Annotated in this window: 15 protein-coding genes; 2 read left to right on the forward strand and 13 right to left on the reverse strand. The window is 48.1% G+C overall.

Annotated elements, in window-relative coordinates; translation table 11 throughout:
- Positions 1 to 46: 46 nt before the first annotated feature.
- Together ACTHTG_RS08700 and ACTHTG_RS08705 are read right to left on the reverse strand one after the other, a co-directional pair.
- Complete coding sequence (locus ACTHTG_RS08700) at positions 47 to 1,237, reverse strand: amino acid aminotransferase (protein WP_440360643.1); 1,191 nt, start codon at positions 1,235 to 1,237, stop codon at positions 47 to 49.
- A gap of 110 nt (positions 1,238 to 1,347) precedes the next feature.
- Positions 1,348 to 2,121 (reverse strand): FadR/GntR family transcriptional regulator, encoded by a 774-nt coding sequence (locus ACTHTG_RS08705; RefSeq protein WP_295863693.1) that lies wholly within the window; start codon positions 2,119 to 2,121, stop codon positions 1,348 to 1,350.
- A gap of 428 nt (positions 2,122 to 2,549) precedes the next feature.
- Here ACTHTG_RS08705 and ACTHTG_RS08710 point away from each other — a divergent pair, with 428 nt between their 5' ends.
- A complete protein-coding gene (locus ACTHTG_RS08710; protein ID WP_440360644.1) occupies positions 2,550 to 4,526 on the forward strand; it encodes a TonB-dependent copper receptor in 1,977 nt (658 codons plus the stop codon).
- Positions 4,527 to 4,653: 127 nt separating this feature from the next.
- Here the strand turns inward: ACTHTG_RS08710 and ACTHTG_RS08715 are convergent, their stop codons facing one another.
- From ACTHTG_RS08715 to ACTHTG_RS08730, 4 genes are all read right to left on the reverse strand, one after another.
- A complete protein-coding gene (locus tag ACTHTG_RS08715) occupies positions 4,654 to 5,991 on the reverse strand; it encodes a sodium-dependent transporter (protein WP_004520635.1) in 1,338 nt (445 codons plus the stop codon).
- A 265-nt stretch (positions 5,992 to 6,256) separates the two neighbouring features.
- Positions 6,257 to 7,162 carry a metal ABC transporter solute-binding protein, Zn/Mn family gene (locus ACTHTG_RS08720; RefSeq protein ID WP_049331107.1) on the reverse strand — a complete coding sequence of 302 codons (906 nt, stop codon included), beginning with the start codon at positions 7,160 to 7,162 and terminating at the stop codon, positions 6,257 to 6,259.
- A gap of 79 nt (positions 7,163 to 7,241) precedes the next feature.
- Positions 7,242 to 8,117, reverse strand: a complete 876-nt coding sequence (locus tag ACTHTG_RS08725) for a metal ABC transporter permease (RefSeq protein WP_003685375.1) — start codon at positions 8,115 to 8,117, stop codon at positions 7,242 to 7,244.
- Between the two features lie 76 nt (positions 8,118 to 8,193).
- Positions 8,194 to 8,919 carry a metal ABC transporter ATP-binding protein gene (locus tag ACTHTG_RS08730; RefSeq protein WP_004520633.1) on the reverse strand — a complete coding sequence of 242 codons (726 nt, stop codon included), beginning with the start codon at positions 8,917 to 8,919 and terminating at the stop codon, positions 8,194 to 8,196.
- Between the two features lie 270 nt (positions 8,920 to 9,189).
- Here ACTHTG_RS08730 and ACTHTG_RS08735 point away from each other — a divergent pair, with 270 nt between their 5' ends.
- Complete coding sequence (locus ACTHTG_RS08735; protein ID WP_004520632.1) at positions 9,190 to 9,486, forward strand: DUF2288 domain-containing protein; 297 nt, start codon at positions 9,190 to 9,192, stop codon at positions 9,484 to 9,486.
- 63 nt (positions 9,487 to 9,549) lie between these two features.
- Here the strand turns inward: ACTHTG_RS08735 and apaG are convergent, their stop codons facing one another.
- From apaG to ACTHTG_RS08770, 7 genes are all read right to left on the reverse strand, one after another.
- Positions 9,550 to 9,918 (reverse strand): Co2+/Mg2+ efflux protein ApaG, encoded by a 369-nt coding sequence (gene apaG, locus ACTHTG_RS08740; RefSeq protein ID WP_004520630.1) that lies wholly within the window; start codon positions 9,916 to 9,918, stop codon positions 9,550 to 9,552.
- A gap of 98 nt (positions 9,919 to 10,016) precedes the next feature.
- On the reverse strand, positions 10,017 to 10,505 hold the full coding sequence (locus tag ACTHTG_RS08745; protein WP_039862448.1) for a phosphatidylglycerophosphatase A family protein: 489 nt from the start codon (positions 10,503 to 10,505) through the stop codon (positions 10,017 to 10,019).
- On the reverse strand, positions 10,498 to 11,454 hold the full coding sequence (gene thiL, locus ACTHTG_RS08750; RefSeq protein ID WP_004520628.1) for a thiamine-phosphate kinase: 957 nt from the start codon (positions 11,452 to 11,454) through the stop codon (positions 10,498 to 10,500). The genes ACTHTG_RS08745 and thiL overlap by 8 nt, the downstream gene beginning before the upstream one ends.
- A gap of 187 nt (positions 11,455 to 11,641) precedes the next feature.
- The gene (locus ACTHTG_RS08755) at positions 11,642 to 12,361 is read right to left on the reverse strand and encodes an SDR family oxidoreductase (protein WP_003682583.1); all 720 of its coding nucleotides are present in this window, start codon (positions 12,359 to 12,361) and stop codon (positions 11,642 to 11,644) included.
- A gap of 95 nt (positions 12,362 to 12,456) precedes the next feature.
- Positions 12,457 to 13,764 carry a hydroxysqualene dehydroxylase HpnE gene (hpnE, locus tag ACTHTG_RS08760; RefSeq protein WP_004520627.1) on the reverse strand — a complete coding sequence of 436 codons (1,308 nt, stop codon included), beginning with the start codon at positions 13,762 to 13,764 and terminating at the stop codon, positions 12,457 to 12,459.
- Positions 13,761 to 14,609, reverse strand: a complete 849-nt coding sequence (gene hpnD, locus ACTHTG_RS08765; protein WP_004520626.1) for a presqualene diphosphate synthase HpnD — start codon at positions 14,607 to 14,609, stop codon at positions 13,761 to 13,763. The genes hpnE and hpnD overlap by 4 nt, the downstream gene beginning before the upstream one ends.
- A gap of 140 nt (positions 14,610 to 14,749) precedes the next feature.
- Positions 14,750 to 14,818, reverse strand: coding sequence for a prepilin-type N-terminal cleavage/methylation domain-containing protein (locus ACTHTG_RS08770; RefSeq protein ID WP_107723650.1), 69 nt, complete (start codon positions 14,816 to 14,818; stop codon positions 14,750 to 14,752).
- Positions 14,819 to 14,829: the final 11 nt, after the last annotated feature.

The raw sequence follows: 14,829 nt of genomic DNA on the forward strand, positions 1-14,829 counted from the left end.
GATTTACTTCAAATAAAACTACATTCAATTTCAGATTGAACGGCTATTACAACACTTTGGCAAATGCTTCGGCCACATAATCGATATTCGATGCATTCAATCCTGCCACACACATCCTACCCGAATCCAGCAGGTAAACGGCAAACTCGTCACGCAGGCGGTGTACCTGCTCTACGGTTAGGCCTGTATAGCTGAACATACCGCGCTGTTTGATGAAATAGCTGAAATCACGATTGGGGATTTTGGCCGTCAAAACATCATAAAGTTTCTGACGCATGGCACGGATGCGGTCGCGCATGGCGTAAACCTCGTTTTCCCACAAAGCGCGCAAATCATCGCTGTTCATCACATCAGAAGCGATGTATGCGCCATGCGCGGCAGGACTGGAATAAATGCGGCGGACGGTAAATTTCAACTGTCCGAACACCAGCTCTGCTTCTTCCTTATTGGGACACACTACGCTCAAACCGCCAACGCGCTCGCCGTACAGCGACAGATTTTTCGAGAAAGAGTTGCTGACAAACAAAGGCAGACCCATTTCGACGGCTTTACGGATTGCATAGGCATCGCTGTCCAAATCCTCGCCGAAACCTTGATAGGCAATATCCATAAACGGAATCAGCTTGTGCGTTTTGATGATGTCCAACACCTCATCCCATTGCGTTTGAGACATATCTACGCCGGTCGGGTTTTGGCAACATGGGTGCAAAATCAAGACGCTGTTTTCCGGCAATGTTTTGAAAAACGCAGTCATTTCTTCAAATTTCACGCCGACGGTTTCAGGGTGGTAATAAGGATACGTCCCCACTTCAAAACCGGCGCCTTCAAAAATACCTTTATGATTGTCCCAAGTCGGATCGCTGACATAGGCTTTTGCATCGGGGAACCAACGGTGCAAAAAGTCGGCACCGACTTTCAACGCCCCCGAGCCGCCTAAAGTCTGTACAGTCGCAACGCGCCCTTCTGCCAATGCCGGATTATCCTTGCCAAACAACAAACGCTGAACCGCGCTTCGATAAGTGTCCAAACCTTCCATCGGCAGATAAGGCGATGGTCGCGGTACGGCTGCACGCTCTGCTTCTGCACGGCGAACAGATTCCAAAACCGGCATTTTGCCTTCGTCATCAAAATAAATGCCTATGCTCAAATTGACTTTTTCAGGACGCTCGTCGCGTTTGAAGGTTTCAACCAAACTCAAAATCGGGTCGCCCGGATAATACTCGACATGACGGTACATAGTGCTTCCTTTGTTTTCAGACAGAATGATGAAGATTGTGGCACTAAAAGGTCTTATTTGCAAAATCAAGGCCGTCTGAAAAATTCAGACGGCCTGATTATTTTTAAACGCTACCAATCTACCCGTTTCAAATCATTTTGCGCCAATACATCCGCATGCTCGCTACGGCTTTGATATTCCCTGTCCTGTAAAATGCGGCGGGCAACATAATTCAAATGCAGCTTGGCCGCTTCAGCAGCCTCCGCCGGTTTGGCCTGAGCAACGGCTTCAAAAATAGTGCTGTGCTGGGCAATCAGCGTCGGGCGTGGGTCTTCGGTTTGATGAATATAGATAATGCCGCTGCGTGTTTGCTGATAAAGCATTTTGAGCAGGCTGCTGGAAAGATGACTGAATAGGATATTGTGTGCGGCATCGGCAATGGTTTGATGGAAGCTGACGTCTGCCTCGGCTTGATGCTCCAAGTTTCCGCTTTCACAAGCCGTTTCAAACTTCTGCCGCCAGAAGTCAATGCGTTTCAAATCGGCGTCAGTCCGTCTTTCGGCGGCCAGAGCCGCCATACAGCCTTCAACGTGGCAACTGAAATCGAATACGTCTGTTTCCCAATTGGTATGTTTGCCGAGTAACTCCTGCCAGCTTTGCAAAAAATCCTGCTGCGGCTTGACAGAAACATAATAGCCATCGCCCTGCCGCGCTTCCAAAACCTGCTTGGCAATCAAGATATTCAATGCCACCCTGACCGACGGACGCGATACGCCGAATTCTTCCGCAAGCGTACGTTCGGGAGGCAATTTACTGCCTTCTTCATAAATGCCGGTCGCGATACGTTCTTCCAAAATGGCTAAGACCTGATCACTGATTTTTTGCGGACGAACCAATTTCGTCATGTTGTATTCCTGATGATTGAAGGACAGTTTTATTCAGACGGCCATAAATTGGCTTGACCAATTGGCCGCCCATTCTAATCAATCCCCTATTTTTCCGTCAAGAAATGTTATCAAATCGCAACACCAATAGAAAATCATAAGCAAATGACGCTTTTTATACCAAATATCTTCTTGCTTTTAGTTAAATAATTAAATTAATGAAATTCCCAATAATCAAGTTTAAAACCATATTGGTATTTTTTATGAACTGCTTAAGAAGAATCAAATTTTACCATTACTGGTATAACCAAATCACGAACCAGCAAAACATGCAAATAAAATGATAAATATTGATATAAGTTAAAAACAGTATGTTTTAATTTTACTAAACTTTATATATACTACTTAAGCATTAATTAATATGATACTTAATAATAGAGAGAAACCACATGAAATACCCACCATTACTTATCTTACCTATCGTCCTAGCCGTATCCCAAGCATGGGCAGATACTAATCCTGTACCCGAAGAAACAGTTACCCTTTCCCCTGTCACCGTCATCGGCACACAACAAGAAAAAGCCAACCGCGTTACTTTCAACCCCAAAGCTGCTTTGCAACCCCTCCCTGCCGGTGACGGGGCAGACCTTTTGCAATCCGTACCTAATATGAGCATCATCCGCAAAGGCGGCAGCTCGGGCGATCCGCTGTTCCGTGGCTTGGGCGGCTCGCGCCTCTCCGTCAATGCCGACGATCAGTTTATTTATGGCGGTTGCGGTATGCGCATGGACCCGCCGACTGCCTATATCCACCCAAACTCATTTGATCAAGTCGTGGTTACCAAAGGCCCGCAAACCGTTACCCAAGGCATGGGCTTGGTCAGCGGCTCGGTGCAATTTATCCGTAAAGATCCTGATTTCACTGAAAAACCTTACAATATTAACGCCACCCTGACAGCAGGCAGCAACGACCGCCTTGACGGCTCGCTGGAAGCCGAGTTCGGCGGCAAATACGGCTATGTCCGTACCAATATCTCCCATAACGAAGCCGACGATTACAAAGACGGCGACGGCAACCGCATTCACTCCCACTTCAAACGCGACAGCCAAATGTTGCAACTGGGTGTTACTCCGACAGAAAACACCACCATTGCCGGCACATACGAGCGCAGCAGAGCCAAGGTTGCCTACGCCGACCGCATGATGGACGGCAGCAAATTCGACCGTGATGCGTGGAATATCCGTTTTACCCAACGCAACCTCACACCATGGTTCAGCGAGTTGGAACTGCGCTACGGTAAAAGCGAAATCGACCACGTGATGGACACATACAGCCTGCGTACCATCTACAATCCTGCCGGCAAGCAGATTAAAAATGCCAACAACCCTAAACGCAATACCGATACAGGCCGTCTGAAAGCCACTTTCGATTGGGACAAACTCAACCTGCAAACCGGTTTGGATTATTTGGACGACGTCCACGTCGCGCGTCATGAGCGTGGCGGCGACGGCTACAGCCACAAGCCTTACATGCCCAACCAAAGTTTCAAACAATGGGGTATTTTCACCGAAGCCTCTTGGCAACAAACCGACAATCAACGCTGGGTAGCAGGTTTTCGCCATGACCAAGTCAAAGCGCATTACGATACCGCGCGTGTTACCGACCCCGTTTTGAAACATCAGAAATTCAATTTGAACTCAGGCTTCCTGCGTTGGGAAAGAAATACGGACAACGGTCTGAAATACTATGCCGGATTCGGCATTGCCGAACGCGCGCCTGACTACTGGGAACGCCTGCACTCTGAAAACAAAGCCATCCGCGCAGAGCAAAACCGCCAAATCGATGCAGGCGTAATCTGGAAACGTCCTATTCTCCACGCATCCGTATCCGTATTCGGCAGCGACATCAAAGACTTCATCATGATGGAGAGCAAAGACAAGATTTTCAACGTGCGCAACATCAACGCTTCACGCTTTGGCGGCGAAGCCGAAGTCAAATGGACATTTGCGCCTAACTGGGAAGTCGGCACCAGCCTCGCCTACACCCACGGCAAAAACCGTACCGACGGCAAACCTTTGGCACAAACGCCACCGCTCGAGTGGAACAACACCCTCGCCTTTGACAACGGCAAATTCAGTGCGGGCGCATTATGGCGCGTCGTGGCCAAACAAAACCGTTACAGCAAAGGCCAAGGCAATATCGTCGGCCAAGACATCGGCGCTTCTTCGGGCTTTGGCGTACTCTCGCTCAACGCTGGTTGGAAATTCAGCAAATACGCCACATTACAAGGTGGCGTGGACAACGTGTTCAACAAAAACTATGCTGAATTCGTCAGCCGCGGCGGCGACCCGTCTGCCGGTACACAAACCATGCGCGTGAACGAACCCGGCCGTACTGCATGGCTGAGACTGCAAGCGAAGTTCTAATCAGCCTCATGCGTATATAAAAAGGCCGTCTGAAAAATTTTCAGACGGCCTTAATATTTTTAATGATGTTTTTAAACAAACAGTCCGGCGAAACAATGCAACGCCGGACTGTTTGCTCTCTATCGGATTAAATCAAACCCAAAGAGTTGATGAACACGACAATAATCGCAATCGGCGCAAGATAGCGAAGCGCACCCAACCACAGGTAAAGCAGCTGTTTCGGAATGGTGCTGCCCATGCCCGCATCACGCAGGACAGACTGTTTGTCCTGAACCCATGATGTAAACACGGCAACGCTCAATGCGCCAATCGGCATGATGACGGCAGAAATAATGAAGTCCCACAAATCAAAAATAGTTTTTCCGAAAATCTTAAAATCGCCCCAAACGCCAAATGACAGCGCCGAAGGAATACCAACTATGAAAATCGCAATACCGGTTACCCAAGCGTGGCTGCTGCGCTTTTTCTCGTCTTGGCGGATGGTTGCCGCGATAACGGTTTCCAGCATGGAAAACGCGGAAGTCAGCGTCGCAAAGACAACCAACAGCATAAACACGGCAAACAAATACGTACCCATCGGCATTTTCATGAAGACCGCAGGCAACACGACAAAAATCAAACCAGGGCCTTGGCCGGGTTCAAAACCGAAGGCAAATACCGCAGGGAAAATCACCAAACCGGCCAGCAGCGACACAAACAGGTTCATCCACATAATCATATGGCCGGAGCGGAACATATCCTGATCCTTACCCAAATACGAGGCATAGGTAATCATCGCGGACACGCCAATACTCAACGCAAAAAATGCCTGACCCAAAGCAGTCAGCATCGTACCCGGTTTCAAATACGACCAATCCGGTTTCAACAAGAATGCCACGCCCTCCATTGCGCCGGGCAAGGTCAGCGAACGGATAGCCAGCGCGATAAAAAGGATAAACAAACCCGGCATCAACACGCGGTTTGCCTTTTCAATGCCGTCTGAAACGCCGCCTTTAACCACCCAAATGGTAATCAGCATGAACAAGCCTTGGTAAAACAGCGAACCAAACGGCGAAGAAATCGTTTTGCCGAACAAGGCTTCAAAGTCTGCGCCGGCATGAATTTCGCCGGTAAAGCTGTGCACGACGTAGTTCAATACCCAGCCGCCGACCACGCTGTAAAACGACAGCAAAATAAAACACGCTGCCACGCCCATGCGGCCAACCCACGGCCACTGCGAACCCGGACGCAATGCTTTGAAAGAATCGATGGCGTTTTTACCGCCTGTACGACCGATGTAAAACTCGGCCAATTGAACCGGCAAAGCCACCAAAATAGTAAAAATCAAAAACAAAAGGAAGAATACGGCGCCGCCGTTTGTACCGGCTGTATAAGGGAATTTCCAAATTGCACCCAAACCGATGGCCGAGCCTGCCGCAGCAAGCACAAAGCCGATTTTGGATGACCAAGATGAATGGTTGCTCATGATGTAATATTAAGAAACGTGAAGATGCCGAATTGTAACAGGGCGAAGTCAAGCCGTGAGTGGCCGGCAGACAGCCGATAAGCAATTCGCACGGATGGTGCGTACTTGCCAAGCAAATTAGCATGAATTTTTGATAATTAAACTTCTAATAGCATAAATTTTATTTTTATATTCTAAATTTGACGGTTTATTTTAAAATAAGCATATAAAAGGCCGTCTGAAACCTTGTTTCCAAGTTTCAGACGGCCTTTATCTTTAAGCCGCTTTATTTTTTCATGGCATCGGTCATAACTTTGACATTGTAGCGGTACATGCCGATGTAGCTATTGGCCGGTGCACCACCCAATGCATCGGAATACAAACGTCCGCTGACATTAACGCCGGTTTCTTTGGCAATACGGTCAATCATGCGCGTGTCTTTGATGTTTTCAGTAAAGACGGCTTTAATGCCCTCGCGTTTGATTTGGCGGATAATAGAAGCCACTTGTTTGGCAGACGGCTCGGCTTCGCTGCTCACGCCTTGAGGGGCGATAAATTCAATATTGTAGCGTTTGCCCATGTAAGAGAACGCGTCGTGTCCGGTCAAGACTTTTCGCTTGGCGGCAGGTACGGCATTAAAGGCAGCCTGCGCATCGCTGTGCAGTTTTTTTAGCTGCATTTGATAGTTGCCCAAACGTTGCTGATAGTAGGTTTTGCCTTCAGGGTCGGCTTGAATCAAAGCATTGGCAACGTTTTGCGCATAAGTACCCATCAGGACGGGGTCGGTCCAAACGTGCGGATCAAACTCGCCGTGATCGTGATGATGGCCTTCGTGATCGTGGTCATGATGATGTCCACCCTCTTCTGCTTTCAAAGCCTGAATGCCTTTGGTTGCTTCGGCGAAAGGAACTTTACTCTGTTTGACTGCACGCTGTACATCGGCGGCTTCCAAGCCCAAACCGTTAAGCAATACCAATTTGGCACTGCGGATTTTTTTGATGTCGCCACTGGTCATGTGGTAGGCATGGCTGTCTTGGTTGGGGCCCACCAAGCTTTGAACGGCCACACGGTCGCCACCAATCTGTTTGGCCACGTCGCCCAAAATGCTGAAGCTGGTGACAACAGGCAGCGGAGCGGCATAAGCTGCACCGGTCAATAATGCGGCAACGATGCCGAGTTTCCAATGTTTCATATTCTCTCCAGTGATATAACGTAACATTAACATCATCATAAAACAGACCGCCTGATTATTCAAGCGGCCGTCTGAAAAATCATGCCGTGCGGTGTTTCTTGCGGCGCAGCCATTTTGCCAAAATGCCGCCCTCCCAACCGAACACGACGGAAATCAGGTAAAGCGTGCCGCAGCATAAAATAATCGCCGGGCCGGACGGAATTTCGATATGGTAGGAAAACAACAGTCCTGCCAAGCCGCAAAGCAAAGCCAATGCGACAGACAAAATCATCAGCCAACCCATGCTTTTCGCCCACAGTCTGGCGGTAATCGCCGGCAACATCATCAAACCGACCGACATCAGCGTACCCAATGCCTGAAAACCGGCAACCAGATTCATCACGACCAACACTAAAAACAACACATGCCAAAAGCCGCCCTTACCACCGACAGCTTTGAGGAACAAAGGGTCTATGCTTTCCAACACCAGCGGACGGAACATGACCGCCATCAGCAAAATAGTGACGCTCGCAGAAACAGCAATCAGCTGCAAAGCCGGAATATCGACCGCCAACACCGAGCCAAACAACAAATGCAGCAAATCGACGCTGCTGCCGTTTTTGCTGACCAAAACCACGCCGATGGCGAGGCTGCTCAAATAAAATGCGGCAAAGTTCGCGTCTTCTTTCAATGAAGTAAACCGGCTGACCAAACCTGCCAGTAAAGCCATCAGCAAACCGGCTGCAAAACCGCCGACGCTCATTGCAGGCAAACTCAAGCCGGCAAACATATAGCCAATGGCCGCACCGGGCAAAACCGCATGACTCAAGGCATCGCCCACCAAACTCATGCGGCGCATCACCAAAAACACACCGACAGGCGCCGCGCTCAATGCCAAGCAGAAAATTGATGCCAAAGCATAGCGCATAAAGTCAAATTCGGCGAACGGCGCGACGACCAAATCATATAAATCCATGTTTTATCGCTTTTTTATTAATCTCTGAAAGCCTGAGGCCGTCTGAAAAATACTTACTTTCAGACGGCCTTGTCCATTAAACCGCGCACCAATCGGCCGCTTCCTGTTTCTGCATCATTCGGTTTGCCTGTGCCAAAAACTCATCGGTCAACACATTTTCCGTCGCGCCAGCAGTCACTTTTTCACGCGCCAAAAGCAGCGTGTTGGCAAAATATGCCCTCACCTGCTCGTAATCATGCAACACGGCAATCACTGCCTGACCGTCCTGATGGCACTGGCGCAAAACTTCCAACAGCGCATAAGTCGTCCGCGCGTCCACCGCATTAAACGGCTCATCCAGCAACAAAAATTTGGCATCCTGCACCAGCATCCGTGCAAACAATACGCGTTGGAACTGACCATTGGACAAGTGCGCGATTTGGCGTGTAGCAAAATCCTGCATTTCCACGCGTTCCAAAGCCGCCATCACGCGCTTTTTCTGCGCCGCGTTCACGCGTCCGAAAAAGCCGATTTCATACCACAGCCCCATCGCCGCCAGTTCAAACACCGTCATCGGCTGGCTGCGGTCAATATCCGACTGCTGCGGCAGATAGGCAATATCCTTGCGCGCCATATTTTCATAGCGCACGCTGCCCGTGTCCGTCTTCTGCAAGCCCATAATGGCTTTGAGCAGGGTCGATTTACCCGCGCCGTTCGGTCCGAAAATCGTCCACATCTTCCCATCTTCAAACACCATATCGACATGATGCACCACCGGCATGCGCTGATAGCTGACCGTCAAATTTTCCACTACGATACTCATGGCGATACCGCCCAAAAATATACAGCCCACAACGCCGCCAATGCGACAAGCGCAATCAGCAGCCTTTGCAGCAATCCGGTCAACAATACAGAATTCATAAGCCTAAAACCGCCCTTGTCCAAATACGGACAACAGGCCGTCTGAAAGAAAATTAAAACATTAAAATGATACTGTATAACGTTAACCCTGTAAATTTCTTTCGTTTTCAGACGGCATCGGGCAAAAGGCCGAATATCGGTTACAATCCGTTTTTTATTTGATGATTGTCCTATGTCTATTCCACTCTTAAACGAAAAACTCAATACCGAAACCGCCCGCATTTCATGGGAAGAGCTGCAACCCCACTTCGCACGCGGTGCCGCCGTCTATGTTGCGCCCGATTTGGATTTGATTGCCGTCGCCCGTCATGTTGCCGAAGATGAAGCCGCGCCATTGAAACAATGGATGGAACAAGGCAAATTCGGTGCCATCAGCGATGATATGGCACGCACATTTTTAGCGGATAAGCAGGAAATGTGGGCGGTTGTCGTAGCGCCGTGGGTATTGGTACAGCCTTGCAAAGACTGATAAGGTCGTCTGAAAAATAAAACCGGAACATTTCCCATGTTCCGGTTTTATTTTTCAGACGACCTATTGCAAAGTAAAGCCTGCTTTGAATTCAAGCTTCGGCACCCCGATAACGAAACGTTTGCCGATGCTGTCTTCAAACTCATACGCGCCTTCGATACTGCCCCAAGGCGTGCTGATTTGCGAACCGCTGTTGTACTCATAGGCTTCGCCCGGGTACAAAACAGGTTGCTCTTCAATCAGGCCAACATGACCGACCTGCTCTGTCTCACCGTGTCCGTCGGTGATTTCCCAAAAACGCTGACGCAAAGTAATGATTTTATCACTGCGGTTGCAGATGGTGATCAGATAATTGAAGGCGTAACGGTCGCGATAGACGTCGCTCTGACCGGCCATATAACGCGGCTCCACGTTAATCTCGATTTCATTCATAATTGTTTACCCCGTATGGTATTTATTTTATTTCAATATCCGGATAATTCCGGCGTGCCCGCCCTATTTTTGCAAAGGGTCGAAACACTTAAAACGCATCACGCGATCCAATAAAACAGGCCCAAGACCATCAAGGTCATCACAGCCGCAATCAAATCATCAAGCATAATGCCTAAACCTCCATGAATCCATTGGTCAAACCATTTTATCGGCCATGGTTTCAACGCATCAAACAAGCGGAAAATAACAAAAGCCGCCAGCCACCAGCTCCATTTAAACGGAATCAGCGACAGCACCAACAGCATCGCGACAATTTCATCCCAGACGATACCGCCGTAATCCTGAATACCCAGCTCCCTCTCGGTATAACCGCAAATGCGGATACCCCAGAAGAACAAGGCGATACACAATAAAAGCAATATCCAGCCGTCTATGCCCAACAGGCACAATACAAAAGCCAGAGGTAATGCTGCCAGCGTTCCGGCCGTACCCGGAGCAACCGGCGACAAGCCGCTGCCAAAACCGAATCCTAAAAAACACAATGGTTTGTGCAACAGCCAAGAAAAAGTAGGTTTACGTTCAGCCAAAATGATCAAATCCTAAAGAAGTCAGTTCCAATACGCCGCCTTCGGCATCCAAAATATTCAGACGGCCTGAGTCAGTCATTTTACCAATTCGGGCGACCGGTACGCCACTTTGTTCCGCTACCTGATAAACGCGTTCCCTATCTTCTGGAGCAGCAGTAAAAATCAGTTCGTAATCATCGCCGCCGGCTAATACCGCCGACAACCATTGTTCGCGCGACAAAACGTTTTTCAATTCAGGCAACGACGGCACACAATCGGCAAATATTTCCGCCCCGACAGCAGAGGCTTTTAAAATATGCCCCACATCTTGAGCCAGGCCGTCTGAAACATCTTGCGCGGCATGGGCAAACGGCAACAATGCCTGCCCCAATGAAACGCGCGGTTCCGGACGGAGCAATTTATCATCGCAAACTGCCATGATTTCAGACGGTAATTGATAATGCCCCAGATGTTTGTTCAAAGCAGCGGCAGCCAAACCCAACCGACCCGATACCCAAATATCGTCGCCGACTTCGGCCGCATCACGCCGCAGGGCATTCCCTGTCGGAACTTCACCTACTATTGTTACATTAAAGACCAAATCGCCTTTGGTGGTATCGCCACCAATCAACACCGTATCAAAACGCGCGGCCAAAGCAAAAAAGCTATCGCAAAAACGTTTGAGCCAGTCTTGATTCAATTCAGGCAGCGCAGCACTGAGCAACACCCAACGTGGTTTGGCACCCATAGCGGCCATATCGGATAAGTTTACTGCAAGCATTTTCCATGCCAAATCTTCAGGTGAAACATCTTCAAAAAAATGTCTGCCCTTAACCAACATATCAGCGCTAAAACATAAATCAAATCCGTTACTTGGGCGAATAATAGCGGCATCGTCCCCTATGCCCAAAATCAAACCTTCCGATTTTTGTCGCTGCAAATATTGTCTGATAAAGTCAAATTCCGTCATATTTATCCAATACAACTATAACTTAGATTACTATATCTAATTTTGTGCCAGCCTGATGTTTGCCTGCTAAAACGTCAAACATTACACTTCAACATTATTTAGATATAAAACTCAATAAGTTAAAGGCCGTCTGAAAATATAGATTTCAGACGGCCTCATGTTCTCAAACCACTCTGAGCAGGTAGATTTACAGATAGACGATTTCGCCTGTCCGCCCCCTGCTCTCTTGACTTGCCCACCAAATAAATTGCGGCAGGACATCTTCGTAGTTTTTACGTTCGCTTTTCGATTCGCCCGGATGCGATTTAATACGTTGCGGCGAATTGATGGCGCCCGGCACCAAAACATTGGCACGCAGGTTGTCAAAACGTTCCCACTCGTCCGCGGCCACTTTACACAAATAATTGAGCGCAGCTTTGGAGGCACCGAAACCGCCCCAATAGGCTTGCGGTTTTTCGCCGTGGCTTTCGCCGACAAAAATCACAGAAGCATCTTCGGATTGCTTCAACAATGGGAACAGCGCACGGGTCAAACCCATAGGCGCAACGGTGTTGATACGGTATTGGTTGACCCATTCCGATACGGTTTGAAAATCCAATGGCGACAAGGCATAGAAATAGCTGGCACAATGTACCACGCCATCCAATTTTCCGCCGGTCGCTTCATCAATAGTCTCCGCAAATTGCTTAAACTCTTTCTCCTCCGCGCTCATCAAATCAAAGCAGATGGCAAACGGCTCAGGGCTGCCCGCAGCCACAATGGCATCATATACTTTTTCCAAACGCTTTTGATGACGCGCCACCAAAATGACAGTCGCTCCGGCAGCCGCATAGGCTTTGGCAACCTGCTCGCCCAAGCCTTGGGATGCGCCGGTAATCAAGATGGTTTTGTTCGCTAATGTCGTCATGACTTTTCCTTGAACTTTATGGTTTTGGATATTGTATCGGCTTGGTAAGTTTTGTAAAGTCAAAAAGGCCGTCTGAACATTCAGACGGCCTCAGTTTATTCAACCCGCAAATCCAGCATAAGTTTTTCAGCCGCAGCAAAGCCCGACTGAACCGCAGCTTCCAATGTTGCCGGATAACGCGGATGGAGATAGTCGCCGGCTGGATAAATACGGCGATGATGCAACCATGAGAAATCAGGTTGTACAAAATCAACCGTTGCCGCCGTAGTCGCGCGTTTTTCAGTAATAATGCGTACGGCTTCAGGCGTACCCAAATCCGGACAAATCCGCTTAATGTCCGCATGAATTTTCTCGGCTAAATCTTTATCCTTCCGTGCCTCGGTGTAATCGGAAACGCTGATGACGACCGCGACTTCATTATCCGGCAAACCCAACGCCCCCCGATGTAACACCCATTGCGCCGCACCATCAAAAAATCCCGTTAAAGGCGCAGGTAGTTTGACTGCTTGTGCATAACGCAAATAAACCGTAGTAATCGCATGGTAATGCAACGATTGATAGGCCGTCTGAATATAGTCAGGCGTATCTTCAGGCAGAAGTGCGTCAACATGATATGGTGCAATAGCCAAAACAACCGCATCAAATACTTCGCCATTGATTTCAACTCGGCCATCGATATGATGGTTTAAATGGGAAATACGAGTTTCAAGATGTATTTCTGCACCATGCTTGTGCAGAAAATCCAAAGCCGGTTCGGCTACGATCCGCCCTAAATCCTGCTTAGGCAAAAGATAATCGCTGTTCGCCTTTTCAGACCACACGCCATCATTCAATACATTACATAAAATGCGCAACGATGCCTGTTCTAACGGCGTATTTAAAGCACCCCAAACCAAAGGTTGCCAAAATTGCCCAAGCAGGCTGCGCGGAACATTTCGTGTTCTCAACCACTTTGCAACCGTCAAATCGGTTTTATGATGATCAGCCCAACGTTGCAATGCCGACATATCCGACAGCAATTTGATTTTCAATGAAAAAGAAAGATTTTTAGCACGCAGGATACCGACAAGCAAATGCCAAGGCGCAGGCAGAGAGGCCGTCTGAAACTGCAATCCCTCATGAATGTACCATCGCAAAGGCTGGCGTAAAAAGGCTGATTCAGGTTGAACGCCGATATGTTGCATCAAAGTTTGAACACCATGATACGCACCCAACAAGATATGCTGCCCATTATCCAAAAAGCTGAATCCACCATCTTTCCCAGCTATGCTACGCGCCCTACCGCCAGCCTGTCTCCCAGCCTCAAACAAAGAAATATCGGCTCGATGAATCAGGGAAACCGCCGCAGACAAACCTGCCCAACCGGCACCAATTACAGCAATTTTTGGACGCTTAGTCTTCATGGTTTAAATCCAAACAGCCAAGTTTTCAAAGCAATACGTTTTTTACGGGGAGAAGGAATCGCAATTTTATAAGTCAACACATTTTGCGCACCATCACGGTCAATTTCATTCAACAACGCATAATAAATAGCCGCCATAATCAGGCCGACTTTTTGTGATTTCTTATCCTCAGCCGGCAAAAGCAACATCGCTTCACGATAAGTTTCACGCGCCCTATTCACTTGAAACTGCATCAATTGTGCAAAATTTTCTGTCGGTTTGCACTGCATAATTACGTTGGCAGGTACGTCAAACTTCTGCATTTCCTCTATCGGCAGATAAATTCTTCCTTGTCGCGCATCTTCGCCCACATCACGAATAATGTTCGTCAACTGCAAAGCCAAGCCCATTTTGTCCGCATATTCCAAAGTTTTCAGATTGGAAAAACCTAAAATCCGCGCAATAAGACGCCCCACAACTCCGGCAACACGGTGACAATACAGCTTTAATTCATCAAAACTACCATAACGAGCCTGCTCCAAATCCATCTGCATGCCATCAATCAAGGCCTCAAATTCATTCTTCGGCAAGTCAAAATTTTCCCGAATATCTTTTAAAGCCTGATGAACGGGATGCTCAGGCATCTCATTATTAAACACTTTCTCCAAATCACTGCGCCACCAGTTCAACGTTATCTGAGCTACATTTGGATCGGTACAGCTATCAACTACATCGTCTAGTTCGCGACAAAAAGCGTATAAAACAGTGATCGCATTCCGTTTTTCTACCGATAAAAAACGAAAGCCGGATAAAAAACTGGAATGGCTTTCGGCAACCTTTTGATGACAATAATCCAAAGCAAGCACTGTGTATCCTAAAAATATCGTTATAAATAATTAGCAGGGATTTTATCTGTATTTAAAAAAGTACGCCAATATCAAAAATTCATCTTACAACAAGGCCGTCTGAAAGCTAATCTTAAGTATCTTTCAGACGGCCTAATATCTTACGTTGCCAAGATCGAAACCAGCAGCATCACCACCAGCAGCTGTATCAAGGAGTAGCCCCTCTGCACAGTTGCCCTAT

The sequence above is a fragment of the Neisseria sp. P0017.S009 genome, from assembly GCF_051957375.1.
Classification (GTDB): domain Bacteria; phylum Pseudomonadota; class Gammaproteobacteria; order Burkholderiales; family Neisseriaceae; genus Neisseria; species Neisseria perflava.

Bases quoted from the DNA above. Each gene is read 5' to 3' on its own strand.
- ACTHTG_RS08700 (WP_440360643.1), bottom strand. From the start codon at position 1,237: ATGTACCGTCATGTCGAGTATTATCCGGGCGACCCGATTTTGAGTTTG.
- ACTHTG_RS08705 (WP_295863693.1), bottom strand. From the start codon at position 2,121: ATGACGAAATTGGTTCGTCCGCAAAAAATCAGTGATCAGGTCTTAGCC.
- ACTHTG_RS08710 (WP_440360644.1), top strand. From the start codon at position 2,550: ATGAAATACCCACCATTACTTATCTTACCTATCGTCCTAGCCGTATCC.
- ACTHTG_RS08715 (WP_004520635.1), bottom strand. From the start codon at position 5,991: ATGAGCAACCATTCATCTTGGTCATCCAAAATCGGCTTTGTGCTTGCT.
- ACTHTG_RS08720 (WP_049331107.1), bottom strand. From the start codon at position 7,162: ATGAAACATTGGAAACTCGGCATCGTTGCCGCATTATTGACCGGTGCA.
- ACTHTG_RS08725 (WP_003685375.1), bottom strand. From the start codon at position 8,117: ATGGATTTATATGATTTGGTCGTCGCGCCGTTCGCCGAATTTGACTTT.
- ACTHTG_RS08730 (WP_004520633.1), bottom strand. From the start codon at position 8,919: ATGAGTATCGTAGTGGAAAATTTGACGGTCAGCTATCAGCGCATGCCG.
- ACTHTG_RS08735 (WP_004520632.1), top strand. From the start codon at position 9,190: ATGTCTATTCCACTCTTAAACGAAAAACTCAATACCGAAACCGCCCGC.
- apaG (WP_004520630.1), bottom strand. From the start codon at position 9,918: ATGAATGAAATCGAGATTAACGTGGAGCCGCGTTATATGGCCGGTCAG.
- thiL (WP_004520628.1), bottom strand. From the start codon at position 11,454: ATGACGGAATTTGACTTTATCAGACAATATTTGCAGCGACAAAAATCG.
- ACTHTG_RS08755 (WP_003682583.1), bottom strand. From the start codon at position 12,361: ATGACGACATTAGCGAACAAAACCATCTTGATTACCGGCGCATCCCAA.
- hpnE (WP_004520627.1), bottom strand. From the start codon at position 13,764: ATGAAGACTAAGCGTCCAAAAATTGCTGTAATTGGTGCCGGTTGGGCA.